Below are 20,108 nucleotides of genomic sequence, written 5' to 3' on the forward strand. Positions count from 1 at the left end.
ACCATTAATTAATAGGGGCGCTCTATTTCGCCCATTTCTACGAATACACTTTTAAGTTGGGTGTAATGATTTAACGTTTCCAAGCCATTTTCACGACCTACACCTGAGTGTTTATAACCCCCAACAGGCATTTCTGCTGGTGAAGCACCCCAAGTATTAATCCAGCAAATGCCTGCTTGTAGGCGATTAATGACTCGATGCGCACGTCCAAAATCTTTAGTAAATACCCCAGCCGCTAAGCCATATTTTGTTGCATTAGCGCGTGTAATTACTTCATCTTCACTCGTAAATTTAAGAACAGACATGACAGGCCCAAAAATTTCATCAATCACTTGCGGCATAGCATCTGTGCAATCAGCAAATACGGTAGGTTTAACAAAAGCACCCTTCTCTAAACCTTTGACAGTCGCTCTTTCGCCACCGCAAACGAGCCTTGCACCGGCTTGTTTGGCTGCTACTAGGTAACCAAGAACCTTTTGCAGATGGTCTTCAGAAATAAGGGCACCAACCTGAGTGTCTGGATGGGTTGGGTCACCAATAATCATCTGCTCGGTGCGCGTTTTTAATTCTTCTAAAAAGGCGTCATAAATTTCTTCGTGCACAAAAACACGAGTACCATTAGTGCATACCTCGCCTTGAGTATAGAAGTTTGCCAGCATGGCGCCTGATACCGCTTGGTCGATCGAAGTATCTGGGAAAATAATCATGGGTGACTTGCCACCTAATTCCATAGTGACCTGCTTGAGTGTTTTAGCAGCATCACTCATGACTTTTTTGCCCGTTCCACATTCGCCAGTAAAAGAGACTTTTGCTATAGCTGGGTGGCTGGTGAGCATTTGACCGACCCGCGCATCACCTTGAACCACATTAAATACGCCTGCTGGTACACCCGCTTGGGTATAAATTTCTGCTAGTTTTAAAACACTTAGTGGCGTTTCTTCAGACGGCTTAAAAATCATGGCATTACCAGCCGCTAAAGCGGGTGCTGATTTCCAGCAGGCAATTTGAATTGGGTAGTTCCAAGCACCTATACCGCCACAAATACCTAAGGGTTCGCGACGTGTATAAAAAAAGTTTTGTTCATTAAGCTGTTGATGACTGCCTTGAATTTTATCTGCTAGGCCTGCGTAGTATTCAATAACATCAGCACCCGTAACTATATCGACCGCTTCAGCTTCTTGAATGGGTTTACCCGTATCCATAACTTCTAGCTTGGCTAATTCATCGTTACGCTCACGTAGCAAAGCAACCGCTTTATTGAGAATTCGACCTCGCTCAATACCCGTCATGGCAGCCCAAATTGCTTGCCCCTCTGCTGCTGAGGCAACTGCTGCATCCATTACGGTTTGGTCGGCTTGCGCCACTGAGGCAATTACTTCGCCGGTTGCTGGATTAATAGAATTAAAAGTTTCTTTAGGTGGCTCGGTATAATAAGCACCATGAATATAATGTTGTGTAACAGACATGAAATGACCTTGGGATTTTATTTAAGGATTAGAGTGAGTGGCCGGTAGTTTGGTTTGCCCTATGGTTTTCAAATACCTGGCTAGGAAGGCGGTGCTGTAAATAGTCTAAAATTAGCTGCTCGGCTAGGTTTTTGTTAATGCCTTCGGGTGAAAGCGCACCCCTTAGCCAAATACCATCAATTAGAGCCGCCACACCTTGAGCTATAAAATTAGCTTCTTGGTGCTCAACTACTTGTTTGAGTTCATAACGTAAATAAGAAAGGAGGCGCTGCTCGTTAATTCTTTGTAGCCGATGTAGCGGGGGCATGTGCATGGCGTGAGACCAAAAAGTTAGCCAGGTTTTAACAACCTTGCTATCTAATTGTTTGGGATCAAAATTACCTTCCACTATGGCAATAATTCTGGCAGGTACATCCTTTTTGCTAACTTTGGCTAATCGGTAGGTAATGGCAGCAGAGAGGTCTTTTAAGATGGAGCGCATGGTTTCTTCAAGCAGGCTATCTTTGCCACCAAAATAATGATTGATGATAGAGGGCGAAACACCCGCATAGCGACCTATCATGGCAACACTTGCTTTGTGTAAACCAACATCATTAATTGCTTCGATGGTAGCTTGTATTAGCTGAGACTTACGAATTTCTGGCATGCCGACCTTTGGCATCTAGCCCACCTTCTATCTATTGAATGAACGTTCAATTAAAATGACAGATTAGTGACTTCCCTGCAAGTTTTGGGGCAAAAAATACAGTTATTGTTGTTATTTTCTTTTATAATGTTGCCCACACTTGGGTTCGAGGGCTAAATGAAAAACTGGTTGTTTCTTGGTGCTGCAATTGTTGCTGAAGTAGTAGCAACCTCTAGCTTGAAAACAAGCATGGGGTTTACAAAGCTTTGGCCTAGCCTGCTAGTCATTTTTGGGTATGCTATTGCCTTCTACTTTCTTTCCCTTACTTTAAAAACCATTCCTGTTGGCATTGCCTATGCCATTTGGGCTGGCTTAGGCATTGTTTTAATTTCTTTAGTTGGCTGGTTAGTTTTTGGTCAAAAGTTAGAGTTTGCAAGCATTTTGGGTATGGGGCTTATTATTTCCTGGCGTAGTTGTTATTAACTTATTTTCTAAAGTTGGTATGCACTAAATATGGCTAAAAGCTACCAGCGCTTGCGTTTAATTTTGGGTGATCAGCTTAACGCTAGTCATTCTTGGTTTAAGGATAAAGACCCTAATACACTTTATTTAATTGCCGAGCTGCGCCAAGAAACCGATTATGTTGTGTACCATGTTCAAAAAATTTGTGCATTTTTTGCAGGAATGCAGGAGTTTGCTGAAGCACTAGATAAAGCAGGCTTTAAAGTACTGCATTTAACTTTGGATGACACCCAAGCTTTTAGTGATTTACCGCAACTGCTCACGCATTTAATTCAGCAACATCAAGTGCAATGTTTTGAATACCAACGGCCTGATGAATACCGTTTACGTCAGCAGTTAGCAGTGTTTAGTGCACAACTCAGCATCAGCAGCCAAAGCGTTAGTAGCGAACACTTTTATTTAACCGATGAAGAGTTACCCAGTTATTTTAGCCAAGGTAAGAAGCACCGCATGGAAGCCTTTTACCGTAAAATGCGCCAGCGTTTTGCAATTTTAATGGATGATGAAGGCCAGCCTGAAGGTGGGCAATGGAACTTTGATGCCAATAACCGCAACAAGCTAAAAGCCACTGATTTGCCCAGTGTGCCACAGCCCTTGTTATTCACTAATGATGTTAGTGAAATTCTTAAACGGCTAGAAAAACATCAAATTAAAACCTTGGGGCAGGCTCAAAGCAGCTTGTTATGGCCGGTGAATCGTCAGCAGGCAAAAGAATTACTCGATTACTTTTGCCACTTTTGCTTACCCTTTTTTGGTACCTTTCAAGATGCCATGACGGGGCAACTTAAACAGCAGGGCAACAATCGCCAATGGAGCCTGTATCATTCACGCCTATCCTTTGCCCTGAACAGCAAAATGATTAGCCCACAGTTAGTGGTAAATACTGTACTGGCACATTACCGCAAGCAGCAAGAACAGCTTCTTTGTGCCGAACCACGGATAGACCTTGCCCAAGTGGAAGGCTTTATTCGCCAAATTCTTGGTTGGCGCGAATTTGTGCGTGGCGTGTATTGGCTGAATATGCCCGAATACGCCAGCCTTAACGCCTTGGCTGCTAACCGTGATTTGCCCTCTTGGTTTTGGACAGGCCAAACCAAGATGAAATGTATGCAGCAGGCAATAGAGCAGTCGTTAGAATTTGCCTATGCCCACCACATTCAACGCTTAATGATTACTGGAAATTTTTGCTTATTGACAGGCATTAACCCAGACCAAGTCGATGCTTGGTATTTGGGCATTTATATTGATGCGCTGGAATGGGTAGAAATGCCAAATACACGCGGCATGAGCCAATTTGCTGATGGTGGAATTGTTGGCTCTAAAGCCTATGCCGCCAGCGGTAACTATGTAAATAAAATGAGTGATTATTGCGCTACTTGCCATTATAAAGTAGCAAAAATTACTGAAAAAGAAGCTTGCCCGCTTAATGCTCTGTATTGGCACTTTATGCAGCAACACCAAACAACCTTGGGCAACAATCCACGCACTGCTCTGGTGTTTGCCAACTGGCTTAAAAAAACACCTGAACAGCAACAAGCTATTTTGGATTACGCCAAAGGTTGCCTTAATAACCTTGAGCAACTGTAACTAAGGTGCTAGCTCCAATGTAGTCTCAACAAATATGCAAGTGTTACTCCAAGCAAAACAAAGTTTTTACAGTTTAAGGACACCCCTTGATTAAAGTATTCATTCATTGTTTAGTTAGTTTAATAAGACCCCTTTTAATTGTGCTTAGTTGCACGTTACTTCTACCGCTTCATGCATTTGCCCACGACTTAGTAGTAGGCACTTGGAATATTCAACGTCTTGGCCAAGGTCAGCATAAAAGCTACCCAGCACTTGCTAGTATTGCTAGTAAAATTGACCTGCTAGCCGTACAAGAAGTTATGACTGAAGAAGGTATTCAGTTATTAGAAACACAACTAGAAAAACAAACAGGAGAACCTTGGGGGCGCTTAACTTCCCATGCTGTTGGCTCTACAACTTATAAAGAGATGTATGCTTTTTTGTGGCGTGAATCTGCTGTTGAATACCTGGAAGGCGCAGCTCTTTACCTAGATAGAGAAAACCACTTTATTCGTGAACCTTTTTCCGCCAAGTTTAAATCACGCCGTACTAATAAAGAACTAGCCTTAGGCACAGTGCATATTTTGTATGGCAAAGGCATAAAAGACCGCACCCCAGAAATTAAAGCACTAGCCGACTACTGGTTATGGCTAGGTGAGGTTTACCCAGACACCCCTCTTGCCTTAATGGGTGACTTTAATTTAGCGCCTTCAAATGCTGCTTGGGATTTACTAAAGCAATACGCCTACCCCTTAATCACTCAAGGGGCTTCTACCCTTTCCACTAAAGACGCAACCTTTGCTAACCTTTACGACAATATATGGGTAAAGCAGGGTACTTCGTTTGTTATAACGGATGCTGGAATTATAGATTTCCCTAGGCTACTAAACCTTAACCATAAAAAAAGCCGTAAGCAGGTTTCAGACCATGCGCCCCTTTATATGGTTTTGGGTGATGCAAAACTTAATGTTGATACCAGTCAATTTTCACACCAGCTAACAATACCTAGCCAAGAAGTAGATAACGCTACTTATAAAGGAAGTGTGCGTGGTAATAAAAATTCTAAAATTTATCACCGCCCTGATTGCCCTAGTTACGAAAAAGTCAGTAAAAGAAACAGGGTTATTTTTAAGAATGCACAAGAAGCAAGAAATGCAGGCTATAGAGAAGCAAAAAACTGCTAGCGGTACTGAATAAAAAACCAGCCAATCTTTCGAAGGGCTGGTTTAATTAGGGTTTTAAATACTTTTAGAAGCGCATATTGGCAGAAATCCAGAAGTTACGTGACTTATCAATCACCTTGTAATCATTCAACTTAGTTGGTTCCCACTTTCCATTACTGTCTTTTTCCCAATCCACTTCGTAGTCTGAGAAATCAGTATCAAGCAGGTTGTTCACCCGAGCTGAAAGAGTAAGTGTTTCAGACACAGCATAGCTGCCACCTAGGTGAAAAACTTGGTAAGCCTTATAGTCGGGCAGGTGTTTACCGTCTGCATCCCAACCACGCACACGATCAGATTCAGCGTAAACGCCTACATACATATTTAGATCTTGGCTGGCCTGCCAATCTAAGGTTAGGTTTGCCATGTGCTTAGCTGGTGTATCGGCAGAGCTAGCCGAAGCACTGGTTGGGTTGCCTGTTAAAGGACGACCTTTAGCTGGCCCTTTGGTTACTTCTGTATCGGTATGAGTGTAGTTAGCTTTTAAAGAAAGGTTAAACGGCAGAAGGTAACGACCAGCCAGTTCTAAACCTTTAATTTCAGCTTCTGAAACATTGCCTTTATAGTTAATACTTCTGTTAAAGCCACCCTTAGCAGTACTGGCCATCCACCTTGGATCAATATTGGCACAGGCTTTGCTACCAGAAGGGTTATCTTGGCAGTTATCTATATTTTGAATTTTATCTTTAAACTGGGTCATAAATAGCGTTGCGTTAAAAGTATGCCCTTCATCTGCTGTAAAATACGCCGCTAGTTCACCACTCACACTGGTTTCAGGTTTTAAGTCTGGGTTACCTGCCCAAGGGCTAGTCCCTTGACCACCAAAGCCCGTAATGCCTGCATACAAGTCAGAAGTTTTGGGTGTTTTATAACCTGTACTTACACCACCTTTAACTGTCCAAGCATTAGTCACGTTATACACACCATAAACTCTGGGAGAAAAATGCCCTCCAAATTCATTGTGATCGTCGTAACGTAAGCCACCTGTTAAAGTGAAATCATTGGTTAATGCCCAGTTATCTTCAGCAAATAACGAGAACTGCTTGTGCTCTTGTTTTGCTCCACCTTTATAGCCAGTACCAATCATGCCAAAAACATTATCGGTCATCTCTTGGTCAACAACCTGACCACCCACCACGACAAAGTGATCACCTAATGGCATTTCTAATTTAGCATCTAGGGTTAAGCCTTTACTGGCTAGATCACGATTAGGGCGCGGCAGTAAATTCTTTTCTATCCAGGCTAACTTTTGTGCCTCTGTACCTGTCAGATCTCTAACTGCAATACGCTGTTGTATATTCAGTGGTAAAGAACGACCATCATTTTTAGTTTCCAAGTGCGTTAAGGTCACTTCACTACGCCCCAAATCCCACTTACCAATATGCGTTAAAGACATTTGATCACGTGAAGTACGCTGGGTTTCTGAATAGCCTACCCCTGACCTAGCTAAAATAGTTTCTGCTGAATCTGTAGTACCAAACTGAGCTTCTCTATTGTCGTATTTTTGGCGTGAAATATCATAATCTAACAAAACTTCATGCTGAGCATTAGGCGTTAAGACCAAACGAAAACCAGAAGTGTAGTTAGTGTTATCTGAGGTTTTTCCTCCGCCACCAAAACCAGTACTAGGCTGATAAACTTTACCATCTGGGTCTGCTGTTGCTGCGTATTCAGGTGTCGATTCTTCTTTATCATAAACAGAACCACGCACTGTAAGGCCTAACAAACCTTTAACAAGCGGGCCAGATACCGCAAAATCTGTGGTAGTTTCATTGCCTAAATCTGAATTTTCTTGGAAAGTGCGGCCATGAGTAATTGAGCCAACCCACTTATCAGAAACTCGTTTAGTAATAATATTAATAACGCCACCCATAGCATCAGCACCATAAAGCGTAGACATAGGGCCACGTACTACTTCAATACGTTCAATCATATCCAGCGGTGGAAGGTGAGCTGACTGAAAACCACCAAAGTTGTTTGGATAAATATCACCATTGTTGTTTTGGCGCTTGCCATCAATTAAAACCAAGGTGTAGTCACTGCCCAAACCCCGCATAGCAATACTACCTTGGCCACTTTTATCTTGGCCTGTGCCTAGGTCGATACCTTCCACATCACGCATCGCATCTAGCAAATTGGTGTAAGGACGTGAACGCAATTCATCAGCAGTAATAACCGTAACACTAGCAGGCGCATCGGTTAGTTTTTGCTCATAACCTGCAGCAGTAACCACCAGCGTATCCATTTTCTGAGAAGCATCTGCAAAAACTGAACTGGATCCAGCCAGTAAACAAGCAGCAATCGCCGCATTAAGTGGCGTGGTTAAAAAAGAAGGTTTTTTTTGAGGGTGGACCATTATGTAGAATCTCCAGACGAAAAAATTTAATTATTTTTAGGCTGGCTGGCTAGAAACAGAATTCACAATTTTTTTAAAAAAAATGGAACTTTTTTTTGGCTGGCTGACCACAACCGTAATGGTAATCTTTCTCATTAGTGTTTGTCTAGGTTATTAAGAAGTATTGTCATTTGATTCACTTTCTATATCCCCACATCAAACCAAGCAACAATTGATAGCAAATCTCATTTGATTTTGCTTCTTGATGGCGTTAAGCTTCGCCATTAAATTTAAGTGCTAATCGTTCTCATTGCGTAGTTGGTGGTCATGAAAGGTTTTTCTCTTCCTAAATACAAGCTCTCTCGTAGCCAGCGCTGGGTTCGCCCTTTGCATGCTTATAGCTCGATGCTGATGCTGTTTATTCTGCTGTTTTTCACCCTAACCGGTATCACGCTAAATAACCGCCAATGGTTGCCTACACCGCAAGCCTCGCAAGAGGTGGAATTAGCCTTGGCTGAAAAGTTTGCAGCAATACCCATTGAAGCCACTAGTGCCGAAATGCAGGGGCAGGCTATTTGGCAGTGGTTAAAAAAAGAGCAGGGTTTGGCGGGTGGTGAACTCAGTGTGCAATGGCTAGCCGATGAGTCTTTGCTTCTACTCGATGTCAAGCGCCCTGGTGGCTACACCTTGGTGGAAGTATTTCCTGAAGAGCAGCGGGTTTGGTATGAAAACCAAAAACTAGGCTGGATGGCTGTGTTGAACGATTTACACATGGGGCGTTACAGCGATAAGGCTTGGAGCTGGTTTATCGACCTGTCGGCCGTGGTTATTTTGTTCTTCACCTTAACCGGTTTTTGGTTGGTTTTATTTCACCCTAAGCGCCGCAGCCGCACCTTAATGCTCAGTGGCTTGGGGACTTTATTAATGCTGGTTCTGTATTTTTGGATGGTGTCATGATTCAAACAAAAAAAGTAACAACCCTAGCTGCTTTGGTATTGATTAGTGCCTTAACCAGCGTCTCTTCTGCTTTGGCAGCTGAAGTGAGTATTGAAGTTAATTTGCCCGTTAGTGAAGGCTCAATGAATTACCGCCCTTACGTGGCAGTTTGGGTGGAAGATGCCCAAGACCAAACAGTTAAAACAATTGCTGTATGGCGCAAAGAAGCAGATTGGCTAAAAGACATGCGCCGCTGGTGGCGTAAAGCTGGCCGTTATGACCAAGGTGAATTAGACAGCGTGACTGGTGCCACCCGTCGCCCCGGCAAGCATGAGGTGAAATGGGATGCCACCAACCAACAGGGTGAAGCGGTTCCTGCTGGTCAATACACCCTAAATATTGAAGCATCACGCGAACACGGCAGCCGTAGTTGGGTTCGCCAAACCATCACGCTAGGTAAGGGTGAAGGCAATCAAGTTTATACCACTAAGGCTGCTGAAGAATTGGGCAGCATGACGATTAAAGTAAGTCATTAAAATTAGCCAATAACTGGCATTAAGGAGTTTTATTATGAAAAAAAGAACTTGGTTAGGTGCTACTGCCCTGTCGTTAGCTTTACTAGCGCCCAGTGTGCAAGCCCACCCGCTATGGATGTTGCCCAGTGAATTTAACCTTTCTACTGAAGAATCCTTTTGGATAACCGTAGATGCCACGGCAGCGCATGGTGTGTTTACTTTTGATAAACCGCTGGGGCTAGATAGCGTCAGCATTTATAAACCTAACGGCGATCGTCAGCGCATGGGGTCTTATTTTAAAGGCAAGCGTCGTAGCGTATTTGATTTAGAAATAGACACTGCTGGTACTTATAAAGTTGAACTCAGTGGCCAGCAGCGTTATGTAACCACCTATGAAATTGGTGCACGTAATACCAGTCGCCGTATTTTTGCTAATAAGCAAGAAGCAGAAATTCCTGAAGGCGCTAAAAACGTTAAAACCACCGCAGTGCAAACCTTGTCTGCTTTTTATGTAACCCAAGGCGCACCCAGCAACAAGGTACTTGAAGCAACCGGCAAAGGTTTTGAGCTGCACCCTTTAACCCACCCCAGCGATGTGGTTGCTAAAGAAAATGCCCGTTTTAAATTCACCTTTGATGGCGAGCCACTGGCTAATTTAGATATAGAAATCACTCCTCACGGTACCGCTTGGCGTAATTCCCGTGAGCAGATGAATTTAAAAACGGACAAAAATGGCGTGGTTACTTTTAAGCCGACAGTCGTTGGCCCGCATTTATTAATGACCAGTATGCGTAAAAACGTAAAAAGCCCTTTGGCTGACGCTGCAGGGGTGAACTACCACTTAACTTTTGAAGTGTTATCCCAGTAATTGTTAAAACTTAACCTAGGAACCCACCATGATTAAACAGTTAATTCGCACTGGCCTAATGTTATTGGCCGCCACTTCTGTTACAGCTTGGGCGCACTACCCAGTTATGGACTGTAGTCGGGAGGGCGAAGCAATTGCTTGTCAGGTGGGTTTTAGTGACGGCACTTTGGCGCAAGGGCAGGCAGTGGTTATCTATTCTTACGATGATGAAGAACTAGCCCGCAGTGTGACAGATGGTAGTTCTGTGGCTCGATTCGACTGGCCAGAAGGCGAGTTTTATATCCAGTTTGATGCCGGCCACGAAGACCCAGCCGAGTTTGACTATGTTGAGTTCTAGGTCGAATTCTAGCGCTGATGCAGTAGAGGTTGAAGTGGTTCGCCCTGACGATGGCCGCCTAGAAAGTGTTTGGGTGGCTTTGTTTATTGCAGCTGTTGTACTTTTAGGTGCATTAGGCATTTGGGCAAGGCAAACACCGGCTACGCTTGCCGACCCTTCAGCCAGCTTAACCACCGCAGAGCGCCAGTTGCTGTTAGAGCTTTCTATCGCCGCCGATGAAATCGAGTTTATGCAAGGCTTGCTGGGCGAAGAAGCACTGACCCTAGGCAATTTAACCCAACAGGCATTGTTGCCCCTATTTGTAGGGCAAGATTTTCAGGCTTGGCAAACCATTGAGCAAGGCTGTTTTTTATTAGCCCAACCCAACACCAGTACAGCCTTTGCACTCAGCTTACAGGCGGGTGCCGCAACAGCTATTTTTTATACGCCTGAATTGGTTCACCCACCCCACACCTGCAACGAACTTAGCGGCTGGCTAAGAATGGATAACAATCTATGAATCAGTGTTCGATTAATCAAGGTTTAACTAAATACCTCATTTGGCTGGCGCTTATTGTTTTACCTAGCTGGGCAGTTGCTAAACCGCTAGTGGTGGGCATTACTTTACACCCTTATTACAGCTACACCGCACAGGTGGTCGGTGATAGAGCCACTTTATTGCCTTTAATTGCCAGTGGTTTTAATCCGCATAACTATGAACTACAACCCTCTGATATTCAGCGTTTAAGCAGCATGGATGCGCTGGTTTTAAATGCGATAGGCCATGACGAGTTTGCTGTTCATGCTTTGGAAGGTTTAGATTTACCTAACCTAACCGTGATTAATGCCAATAAAGATGTGCCGCTCTTATCTTCTGGCAGCGGCAATGCTAACTACAATCCGCACAGTTTTGTCTCGATAGATGCCGCGATTCGTCAGGTTTATACCCTTGCTAAAGAGTTGGGCAGGTTAGACCCAAACAACGCCAGCTACTTTCAACAAAATGCCTTGCGTTATGCCCGTGAGCTGCGCCAGTTAAAAAACACCTACCGCAGCAAACTGCTCGATGTCAACCTAAGCGGTGTGCGTATTGCCAGCACCCACAATGCTTATGGTTATTTGTTGCAAGAATTTGGTATCGGGGTAGATACCGTAATTGAACCTGCCCACGGTGTTGAACCCAGTGCTAGCCAATTACAAGCCACCATTCAGCGCATTAATGATGCCAATATCCAAGTTTTATTTACCGAGCTAGATATGGATAACCGTTATGTGGATGTAATAGAAGCCGCCACAGGCATTCAAATTTACCATTTTTCGCACATGACCCACGGTGATTACGATGCCGACCAAGTTACAAGGGAAATGGAACACAACCTTTCTACCTTGGTAGAAGCCTTAACCTTAGCTGCTAAGGCGAATAGCTAATGGGCCCAGCAATTGATTTAAAAGAAGTTAGCCTAACCCTGAAGGGTGTGGAAATCTTGCCTAAAGTAAACGCCTATTTTAGCCCGGGTAAACTACACGCCATTACCGGTGCGAATGGTTCGGGCAAATCCTCGTTACTTAAAGCGATTTTAGGCTTGGCTGCCCATCAAGGCCGGATTGAACGCCACTGGCCAACGGCTAACGAAACAATAAGCAAAGCAAGGCAGACTGCTTACGTTCCCCAACAAACTGCTTTTGAACCTTCTTTACCCATTACAGCGCAAGAATTTTTATTAGCTAGCCTAACTAGACAGGCATTTTTTGGCTGGCGCAAAGCCGCTGATTTAAAGCAGGTGCAAGCATTATTACAGCGAGTGGGTATGCAAGCTAAAGGGCATTTACGCCTAGGTGAATTATCGGGTGGTGAACGCCAACGTTTGTTATTTGCCCAAGCTTTAGAGCGTAATTCTCAGTTTTGGTGCCTAGATGAACCCATGACCGGCCTAGACCTACAAGCGCAAGCCTTGATTAATAAAGAAATAACCCAGCTTCGCCAAGCAGGTGCCACCCTGTTAGTGATTCACCACGACCCAGCTTGGGTTGCCGACTATGCCGACCAAGTTTGGTGTGTGGATAACGGCCTGTACATTCAAGGAGACCCGCTATGATGGATGCCTTGCGAGAGCTAGTTTTTGGATTGCAGCAAGCCGGTTATTTACCAGAAATGTTTCGTTATGGCTTTCTAACCAATGCACTGGTCGCTGCTTTAATTGTGGGGCCGCTTTTGGGTGCTTTAGGGCCTTTGGTAGTAGTTAAGCGTTTGGCCTTCTTTTCAGAAGCCGTTGGGCATGGCGCTTTAACCGGTGTGGCTTTGGGGATTTTGTTAGGCGAACCTGCCACCCAGCCTTTAGCCGCCTTATTTGCTTTTTGTGTGGTTTTTGCCATTTTGCTGCACTGGATTAAAAGCCGCACTCAAATTCCTTACGATGCTTTAGTGGGCGTATTTTTAGCTTTTGCTATCGCACTGGGTGCTTCTTTACTTTTATACGTGGCAAAAAAGGTCAATGTGCATATTTTAGAAAACGTGCTGTTTGGCTCAATTCTAACCGTAAAAGACCAAGATTTATTGGTTATGCTGCTTTTAGCCATTGTTTGTATCGGCTTAATGTTATTCAGCGGCAACCGCGCCTTAATTAGCAGCCTAGCCCCCGATTTAGCCAAGGTAAGAGGCATACAGGTGCGCTTTTTCGATTATGTGTTTGTCTTACTCATTGCGCTGATTACCGTGGCTTCAGTCAAAATTATTGGCTCTATTTTAGTAGGCGCTTTGTTACTAGTGCCCGCCGTTTCTGCCCGAATGATTAGCCGTACAGGTCGAGAGTTTTTCTGGCTATCGGTTGTTTTTGCCACGCTGAGCTGTTTGCTAGGTATTTTATTGCCCATGGCTGGCGCTCTACCCATACCTTCAGGTGCGGCCATAGTGCTAGTGGCTTCTTTTGGGTTTGTTGTTTCCTTAGTTATTCGCCGTTGGAGGTCATTAGCATGAAACGCCACGTTAAATTTCTAGTGCTTTTTTTAGCTGTATTCTTAACCCTGCCAGCCTGTGCGATTAATCAGCAGCAGCCAGCAATCACTCAACCCAGTGTGACTACCGCGGTGCCTATAACCCATTTAATTGCTTCGGCGTTATTAGAATCTACAAGTATTGAAGTTGTTTATTTACCACCCAAGCGTTTACCCATTAACCGCATTCCAGCTTGGTTAAACCGTGTAGGCGCAAATGAATTAGCCTTTACTGATGCGGTGTTAACTATTGAATCCGTTTTACCTGAACTGGCTATTTTTCCCTTAATGCGCCAAAAAAATATGCGTTTAGCCACCCTAGATTTAGCCCAAGAAATAACCCCCGGTGGTGCAGGCATTAGCCAACGGCAGGGCATTATCGAGCCTGATTATTTTTGGTTAGAAAGCAATAATTTACTATTAATGATTAATATTGCGGCAAGGGATTTAACCCGCCTTTACCCAGAAGCAGCAGTGCAAATAAACAGCAACCGCCAACAAGCCCTACGCCAAGTGCAGCAAATGGCTTTAAAAGTTGATGAGCTTTTATTAATAGCGAACATTAACTCGCTGGCGCTAACCGATGACAAGTTAATGCCTTTAGCCCAAGCCACGGTTTTACCCTTAGTTGCACTAGAAGAAGCCGATTTAGTAATAACTAACCGTGCAGAAAAAGGCCAAAAAGCTTGGGTAATCGACCCACTGGTGCGCCCAAGTGCAGTTAGCTTAGAAGCTTGGTTAGAGTCCTTGGTGGTAAGCTTGCAGAGTGTTTTAGAAAACTAAGATAGTTAAGCCAGAACTTATTCCACTCCTATAAATGCTATTGACTTAACTCAGCACAACAGACAACCCTAGGGCTAATACCCTTTGCACGTAAATACACGTAAAGCTTAAGTCTGTCGCTCGTAACAACGTACTTCTATGGACACCTATTGTTTTTTTATTTATAAGCCATAAACAAAAAAACCAGCCCGAGGGCTGGTTCTTAAAATTTGGAGCGGGAAACGAGATTCGAACTCGCGACCCCAACCTTGGCAAGGTTGTGCTCTACCACTGAGCTATTCCCGCTTGGCGTCCCATAGGGGGTTCGAACCCCTGTTACCGCCGTGAAAGGGCGGTGTCCTGGACCACTAGACGAATGGGACAAATCACTAAAACTTAACAACTTAATTGGAGCGGGAAACGAGATTCGAACTCGCGACCCCAACCTTGGCAAGGTTGTGCTCTACCACTGAGCTATTCCCGCTTGGCGTCCCATAGGGGGTTCGAACCCCTGTTACCGCCGTGAAAGGGCGGTGTCCTGGACCACTAGACGAATGGGACGTAAGTTGCTCTGTTCAGGATGGCGCGTATACTAATCAGCAGTAAGGCTTATGTCAACTATTATTCAATGACTTAGCTAAGGTTATTTTTTTATGTGAAGCTTTTACACTAGGCATTGTCATACCACCCTAGTTTGTAAGATACTTACCGACTTTAAGGTTTTTTGCCTTGATCAAAGAATTTGCCTGCAGGAGCAAGGAATGGTTATTGTTGCAGTTCTAGGCGGTATTTTTATTATTGCCCTAATTATGGTGGTAGTGGTTTATTCACGCCAACAAAATGAAAAGAAGAAGATAGAGCAACAGCGTAGAATTCGCATGTTGGCTGACCGTGGTCGCCAAATGCAGCTTCTCTTGGAAGAAATACCACCGCATTACATTTCAACCGACTTCAGGGTTTTTATTGCTGACCAGTGGCTAGAGCTACTCCAAGAACAGCAAGAGCTAGGTTGTAAAGAAGCACGTATTAAAGCAGAAATGGAAGCGGCTCAGAATAAGCTACAAGAAATACGCAGTAGCAATCAGCCCACACCCGAACCAATTACAGACCTACAAACAGCCAATGGTGTACGCCGCAACCTTAAACAGCTGAATAAAATTATTATCGGGCTTTACCAAGAAAGAAAAATTGCCCACCGCATTGCTCAAACTTATATCAATGAAGTGAAGCTAGGTTTTACACAAACGCTAGTCGAAGTTTTTAGAGCTTCTGCACGTAAAGCTGAGGCAGAAAATAACCACCGTATTGCCGTAGTTCACTACAAGCGTATTATGAGTGAGTTAAATCGTAACAATCCCAACGGTATTCATAACCAAACCCTGTTAGAATGCCGTGAGATCATCGCTAAACTAGAAGAAAAGATAGCGGTTGAGTCAGAACATAATGACAATCAGCTAGCTTCCAGTGTTGATGAAATGATGGAAGGTGAAGAAAGCTGGAAGAAAAAACAAGTTTACGATGATTAAATCAAAAACCTACACGGCTTAAAGTCTATTTATGACACCCAAATTTCATGACAATTAACTGGTACCCCGGCCACATGCATAAAGCACGCCGGGAAATTAAGAATGCTTTACCTGAAGTCGATGTCGTTATTGAAATGCTCGATGCACGCCTACCCTTCTCTAGTGCTAATCCAGTACTGGCTAAGCTAGCTCGACATAAACCCACCTTAAAGCTTCTATCCAAAAGTGATTTAGCAGACCCAGAAATTACCGCTGAATGGATCGCTTATTTTAATGAGCAGGCCAATACTCGCGCCCTGCCCATCGTTACCAGCGATATTAAAACACTCCAGCCTATTGCACGCACTTGTCAGCAACTTGCTAGCCAGGTTAGAGAAAGCCGTTCTGTTAGGGCTTTGGTTATAGGCATTCCCAATGTAGGCAAATCAACGCTTATTAATAGTTTGGCAGGTAAAAAAATTGCCAAGGTTGGAAATGAGCCAGCCGTTACGCGCCGCCAACAAAAAATTCAAGTGGGCGACCGTTTACAAATCACCGATACCCCCGGCGTTCTCTGGCCACGTATTGAGCAGGTTAGCAGCTCTTATCGCCTAGCAGCTTCAGGTGCTATTCGTGACACCGCTATGGATTACGAATACGTTGGGCTTTGGACAGCAGAAAGTCTTTTAGAGCGTTACCCAGAAGCAACTCAAGCGCGATATAAATTAAAAGAACTGCCCACAACGGGAGAGCAGCTACTCATTGAAATCGCCTCAAGGCGTGGTGGCTTACGCGCAGGGGGTATTGCAGACTTACACCGTGCCAGTGAAGTTTTATTACACGAACTACGTGCAGGACTCATTGGTCGAATTTCTTTAGAAAGACCCCTAGACATACCTCTAGCGACAGAAGAAGAAAACCTTTCCAATACGGATGAAGCCGAATAAAATGCTGTTAACACCATCGGTAAAACGACTAGTAAGCAAACCCACTCGGCTGGAGCTAACCTATGGGTAAGCCATCTGATCGCCGCCGCTTCAATTTAAAGTTAAAACTCCAAAACCCCTGGACTCCACGTTGGATGCCTGCTGGTTTACGTGATTCTTTAAACAACAAGCACCACTCACGCGACTTTAATTTTGCGCGTAGCGAATACCTGCGCACCCGTGTTTTATTTGTTGCTATCACCTTCTTCTTGCTTGCACCCTTGTGGATAGTTATTGACTACCTACTTTTACCGCCTGAAATGCTCACTAACCTTGTTGCTAGCCGTTTAATTCTTATGGGTTTGTTAGCCTTGGTGATTTTTTCAGCTCTACACAACAAGCACCGCCTTAATAGAATTCGTAATACACTTGCAATATTACTCCTCCTACCTGCCATTTTTTACTTAGCCCTAGTGCTGTTTTATAGCGAAAAAATGGGGTCATTAATTGGCTATAATTTTATACCACTGCTTATTATTGCATTCCTTAGTGTTTTTCCGCTCACTATTCTTGAAAGCTTAGGTATTGGTTTAACCGTTATCGGTATGCAGTTTTTTGCTTTAGCAGAGCTAAACGAACTAACCACCGCCTACGGTGGGCAAAGCCTTGGTTTGCTTATAATAGTGCTTGCTATCTCACTTTGGGCTAACCATTCACAAGTAAGCACCCTCTTAAGGCTTTATCGCCAAGCAAGTATGGATAGCCTAACTCAACTATTAAACCGTGGTGTTTTATTAGAACAACTAAAACAGCTTTGTGAAGACAGAGACGAGAAACTGGAAGACAATCAAATTCCTGCGCCCATTTCTTTGCTTATGTTTGACTTAGATAAATTCAAACGTATTAATGATACCTATGGTCACTCGGTTGGTGATCAAGTGCTGCAAATCTTTGCACAAGTCCTTCGTGATGAATTAAGAAATAATGACTTAATCGCACGCTATGGCGGTGAAGAGTTTATTGCTGTTTTACCTGGCACACCCAAAGTGGATTCCATGCAAGTAGCCGAGCGCATTCGCTTACAGTCTGAAAAAGCGACTGTTATAGCGCATGATGGTGAAGCCGTTAATTTCACTACCAGCATAGGCATAACAGAAATACGTTTTGATGAAGACCTAGATGCAGCCTTACATAGAGTAGATAAGCGCCTCTATAAAGCCAAAAGTTTGGGTCGTAACCGTTACGTTGCTTATGATTCACCGACTGTACAAGAAGAGACTTACAATTACTTTTGATTAAAGAACACTCTGGAATTTCACTCATGCAAACAATTCGCAAATCCAACAAGCTTCACCATGTCTGTTACGACATACGCGGCCCTGTATTACAGGAAGCTAAGCGTATGGAAGATGAAGGTCACCGCATTCTTAAACTGAATATCGGCAACCCTGCGCCTTTTGGTTTTGAAGCACCAGACGAAATACTACAAGATGTAATGCGCAACCTACCCAAAGCGCAAGGTTATAGTGATTCCAAAGGGCTTTATTCAGCCCGTAAAGCAGTTATGCAAGAGTGCCAGAGAAAAAACATTGCCAATGTAGGCATTGAAGATATTTACCTAGGCAATGGCGTAAGCGAACTTATCGTTATGGCTTTACAAGGCCTGCTAAACGATAACGATGAAGTGCTTATTCCAGCACCCGACTACCCTTTGTGGACAGCTGCTGCCCGCCTAGCTGGTGGTAATGCCGTACATTATATCTGCGATGAACAGAGTGATTGGTTCCCAGATATTGAAGACATTAAAAAGAAGGTTACTGATCGTACCCGTGCCATCGTTATTATTAACCCTAATAACCCTACAGGTGCACTCTACTCAGAAGAACTACTGCAACAAATTATTGAAGTGGCACGTGAACATCAGTTAGTGGTTTTTGCTGATGAAATTTACGACAAAATACTTTACGACGGCGAACAGCACACCTCGATTGCCAGCTTAGCGGATGACCTTTTATTCTGTACTTTTAATGGTTTATCAAAAAGCTACCGTGTTGCAGGCTTTCGCTCGGGCTGGATGATTCTTTCTGGGGCCAAGCACCTAGCTCAAGATTATCAAGAAGGCTTAACCATGCTGGCATCCATGCGTTTGTGTGCCAACGTGCCAGCTCAACATGCCATTCAAACAGCTTTAGGTGGTTATCAAAGCATTAATGATTACATTCTGCCGGGTGGCCGCCTGTTAGCCCAGCGTGACAAAGCCTATGAACTAATCACCCAAATTCCCGGTGTTACCTGTACTAAGCCCAAAGGTGCTTTGTATATGTTTCCACGCCTAGATCCAAAGAAATTCAATATTCAAGATGATGAAAAGTTCACCCTAGACTTATTGCAGCAAGAAAAACTCCTTGTCGTACAGGGTACAGCGTTTAACTGGATGCAGCCAGATCACTTCCGCCTAGTTACTCTGCCTAGAGTAGATGAGCTAGAAGATGCCATAGGTAGAATTGAACGTTTTTTATCACGCTATCGTCAATAATACTTGAAACTAATCCCTTTAAACCTCATCTAACAGGTTGTAGTTAACCTTTAGGAGAAACACCCGAATGATGCGCATTGGTTTATTTTTACTAACCAACCTAGCTGTAATTTTTATAGCCAGTATTACGCTTAGCCTGCTTGGCGTTGGTAGTTATTTAGATGCTAGTGGCGGCTTAGACCTAACTAGCCTTCTTATCTTTTGTTTTGTCTTTGGTATGGCGGGTTCTGTTGTTTCTTTATTCCTTTCTAAATGGATGGCAAAAAGAAGCACGCGCACACAAGTTATTACCCAACCACGCAACCAGCAAGAACAATGGCTAGTACAAACCGTTGCAGAACTAGCAAAAAAAGCAGGCATCGGTATGCCTGAAGTGGGTATCTTCCCATCGAATCAGTCGAATGCCTTTGCTACTGGCTGGAATCGAAATGCAGCCTTAGTTGCCGTTTCCACAGGCCTATTAGAGCGTATGCGTCCTGAAGAAGTACGTGCAGTACTGGCACACGAAATAGGCCACGTTGCCAATGGTGACATGGTTACTCTTGCTCTAGTGCAGGGTGTGGTAAATGCCTTTGTTATGTTCTTTGCACGTATTATTGGGCATACCGTAGATAAAGTAATTTTCAAAAATGAAAATGAAGGCCATGGCATTGCCTTTTTTGTTACCACCATCATTGCTGAAATTGTGTTAGGTATTCTAGCCTCAGCCATAGTGATGTGGTTTAGTCGCTTTCGTGAATACCGTGCCGATGAAGCCGGTGCACGTTTAGCTGGCTCTGGCGCTATGATTAACGCCCTACAGCGTTTAAAAGATGAACAAAACCTACCCAATGAAATGCCAGACACGCTAACCGCCTTTGGAATCAACAAAGGGCAAGCACAAAGCATGATACAAAAGCTATTTTCTAGCCACCCACCACTAGACGATCGCATCGCCGCTCTACGCAATAAGGCGTATACCTAAACCTTATACGCTAGGGTAAGATCATCAAACTGCATAACTAAAAAAGCTAGAAATT

Annotated in this window: 19 protein-coding genes, 4 tRNA genes and 1 pseudogene; 17 read left to right on the forward strand and 7 right to left on the reverse strand. The window is 43.9% G+C overall.

Going from position 1 to position 20,108, the window contains the following annotated elements:
• Positions 1 to 8 precede the first annotated feature (8 nt).
• Positions 9 to 1,466, reverse strand: a complete 1,458-nt coding sequence (betB, locus tag H571_RS0101135; protein ID WP_027847697.1) for a betaine-aldehyde dehydrogenase — start codon at positions 1,464 to 1,466, stop codon at positions 9 to 11.
• A gap of 28 nt (positions 1,467 to 1,494) precedes the next feature.
• On the reverse strand, positions 1,495 to 2,127 hold the full coding sequence (gene betI / locus H571_RS0101140) for a transcriptional regulator BetI (RefSeq protein WP_027847698.1): 633 nt from the start codon (positions 2,125 to 2,127) through the stop codon (positions 1,495 to 1,497).
• 141 nt (positions 2,128 to 2,268) lie between these two features.
• On the opposite strand from betI, the pseudogene H571_RS13780 reads away from it, so the two are divergent.
• The 3 genes and pseudogenes from H571_RS13780 (at position 2,269) to H571_RS15980 (ending at position 5,363) form a co-directional block, all read left to right on the forward strand.
• Positions 2,269 to 2,602, forward strand: a pseudogene (locus H571_RS13780) (SMR family transporter).
• Between the two features lie 2 nt (positions 2,603 to 2,604).
• Positions 2,605 to 4,200, forward strand: coding sequence for a cryptochrome/photolyase family protein (locus tag H571_RS0101150; RefSeq protein ID WP_027847699.1), 1,596 nt, complete (start codon positions 2,605 to 2,607; stop codon positions 4,198 to 4,200).
• Between the two features lie 86 nt (positions 4,201 to 4,286).
• On the forward strand, positions 4,287 to 5,363 hold the full coding sequence (locus H571_RS15980; protein WP_051168050.1) for a sunset domain-containing protein: 1,077 nt from the start codon (positions 4,287 to 4,289) through the stop codon (positions 5,361 to 5,363).
• Between the two features lie 64 nt (positions 5,364 to 5,427).
• Here the strand turns inward: H571_RS15980 and H571_RS0101160 are convergent, their stop codons facing one another.
• A complete protein-coding gene (locus H571_RS0101160) occupies positions 5,428 to 7,755 on the reverse strand; it encodes a TonB-dependent receptor domain-containing protein (protein ID WP_084482584.1) in 2,328 nt (775 codons plus the stop codon).
• Positions 7,756 to 8,061: 306 nt separating this feature from the next.
• On the opposite strand from H571_RS0101160, the gene H571_RS0101165 reads away from it, so the two are divergent.
• The 9 genes from H571_RS0101165 to H571_RS0101205 are packed head-to-tail and all read left to right on the forward strand — an operon-like array spanning position 8,062 to position 14,143.
• Positions 8,062 to 8,691: a PepSY-associated TM helix domain-containing protein gene (locus H571_RS0101165; RefSeq protein ID WP_027847701.1), complete on the forward strand. Its 630-nt coding sequence runs from the start codon at positions 8,062 to 8,064 to the stop codon at positions 8,689 to 8,691.
• Positions 8,688 to 9,206: a DUF2271 domain-containing protein gene (locus tag H571_RS0101170; protein ID WP_027847702.1), complete on the forward strand. Its 519-nt coding sequence runs from the start codon at positions 8,688 to 8,690 to the stop codon at positions 9,204 to 9,206. The genes H571_RS0101165 and H571_RS0101170 overlap by 4 nt, the downstream gene beginning before the upstream one ends.
• Positions 9,207 to 9,240: 34 nt before the next feature.
• Positions 9,241 to 10,053 (forward strand): DUF4198 domain-containing protein, encoded by an 813-nt coding sequence (locus H571_RS0101175; RefSeq protein ID WP_027847703.1) that lies wholly within the window; start codon positions 9,241 to 9,243, stop codon positions 10,051 to 10,053.
• A gap of 28 nt (positions 10,054 to 10,081) precedes the next feature.
• A complete protein-coding gene (locus H571_RS0101180; RefSeq protein ID WP_027847704.1) occupies positions 10,082 to 10,390 on the forward strand; it encodes a hypothetical protein in 309 nt (102 codons plus the stop codon).
• Positions 10,377 to 10,889 (forward strand): hypothetical protein, encoded by a 513-nt coding sequence (locus H571_RS0101185; RefSeq protein WP_027847705.1) that lies wholly within the window; start codon positions 10,377 to 10,379, stop codon positions 10,887 to 10,889. The genes H571_RS0101180 and H571_RS0101185 overlap by 14 nt, the downstream gene beginning before the upstream one ends.
• Complete coding sequence (locus H571_RS0101190) at positions 10,886 to 11,797, forward strand: metal ABC transporter solute-binding protein, Zn/Mn family (protein ID WP_027847706.1); 912 nt, start codon at positions 10,886 to 10,888, stop codon at positions 11,795 to 11,797. Before H571_RS0101185 ends, H571_RS0101190 begins: the two co-directional genes overlap by 4 nt.
• On the forward strand, positions 11,797 to 12,465 hold the full coding sequence (locus H571_RS13790) for a metal ABC transporter ATP-binding protein (protein ID WP_051168051.1): 669 nt from the start codon (positions 11,797 to 11,799) through the stop codon (positions 12,463 to 12,465). The genes H571_RS0101190 and H571_RS13790 overlap by 1 nt, the downstream gene beginning before the upstream one ends.
• Positions 12,462 to 13,343, forward strand: a complete 882-nt coding sequence (locus tag H571_RS0101200; protein WP_245562300.1) for a metal ABC transporter permease — start codon at positions 12,462 to 12,464, stop codon at positions 13,341 to 13,343. Before H571_RS13790 ends, H571_RS0101200 begins: the two co-directional genes overlap by 4 nt.
• Positions 13,340 to 14,143, forward strand: coding sequence for a hypothetical protein (locus H571_RS0101205; protein WP_027847708.1), 804 nt, complete (start codon positions 13,340 to 13,342; stop codon positions 14,141 to 14,143). The genes H571_RS0101200 and H571_RS0101205 overlap by 4 nt, the downstream gene beginning before the upstream one ends.
• Positions 14,144 to 14,353: 210 nt before the next feature.
• On the opposite strand, the gene H571_RS0101210 is transcribed toward H571_RS0101205, so the two are convergent.
• From H571_RS0101210 to H571_RS0101225, 4 genes are all read right to left on the reverse strand, one after another.
• Positions 14,354 to 14,428 (reverse strand) — tRNA-Gly (locus H571_RS0101210).
• 1 nt (position 14,429) lies between these two features.
• Positions 14,430 to 14,505 (reverse strand) — tRNA-Glu (locus H571_RS0101215).
• A 26-nt stretch (positions 14,506 to 14,531) separates the two neighbouring features.
• A tRNA-Gly gene (locus H571_RS0101220) sits at positions 14,532 to 14,606 on the reverse strand.
• A 1-nt stretch (position 14,607) separates the two neighbouring features.
• Positions 14,608 to 14,683 (reverse strand) — tRNA-Glu (locus H571_RS0101225).
• A gap of 200 nt (positions 14,684 to 14,883) precedes the next feature.
• Between H571_RS0101225 and H571_RS0101230 the strand changes: the two genes are divergently transcribed.
• From H571_RS0101230 to htpX, 5 genes are all read left to right on the forward strand, one after another.
• Complete coding sequence (locus H571_RS0101230) at positions 14,884 to 15,648, forward strand: hypothetical protein (protein ID WP_027847709.1); 765 nt, start codon at positions 14,884 to 14,886, stop codon at positions 15,646 to 15,648.
• A gap of 47 nt (positions 15,649 to 15,695) precedes the next feature.
• Positions 15,696 to 16,574, forward strand: a complete 879-nt coding sequence (gene ylqF, locus H571_RS0101235; protein ID WP_036217054.1) for a ribosome biogenesis GTPase YlqF — start codon at positions 15,696 to 15,698, stop codon at positions 16,572 to 16,574.
• A gap of 62 nt (positions 16,575 to 16,636) precedes the next feature.
• Entirely contained in the window at positions 16,637 to 17,848 is a 1,212-nt protein-coding gene (locus H571_RS13795; RefSeq protein WP_051168052.1) for a GGDEF domain-containing protein, read from the forward strand.
• Between the two features lie 26 nt (positions 17,849 to 17,874).
• Complete coding sequence (locus H571_RS0101245) at positions 17,875 to 19,089, forward strand: pyridoxal phosphate-dependent aminotransferase (RefSeq protein ID WP_027847711.1); 1,215 nt, start codon at positions 17,875 to 17,877, stop codon at positions 19,087 to 19,089.
• 67 nt (positions 19,090 to 19,156) lie between these two features.
• On the forward strand, positions 19,157 to 20,053 hold the full coding sequence (htpX, locus tag H571_RS0101250) for a protease HtpX (RefSeq protein ID WP_027847712.1): 897 nt from the start codon (positions 19,157 to 19,159) through the stop codon (positions 20,051 to 20,053).
• The last annotated feature ends 55 nt before the right edge of the window (positions 20,054 to 20,108 follow it).

This window comes from Marinospirillum minutulum DSM 6287, from assembly GCF_000422325.1.
GTDB classification, from domain to species: domain Bacteria; phylum Pseudomonadota; class Gammaproteobacteria; order Pseudomonadales; family Halomonadaceae; genus Marinospirillum; species Marinospirillum minutulum.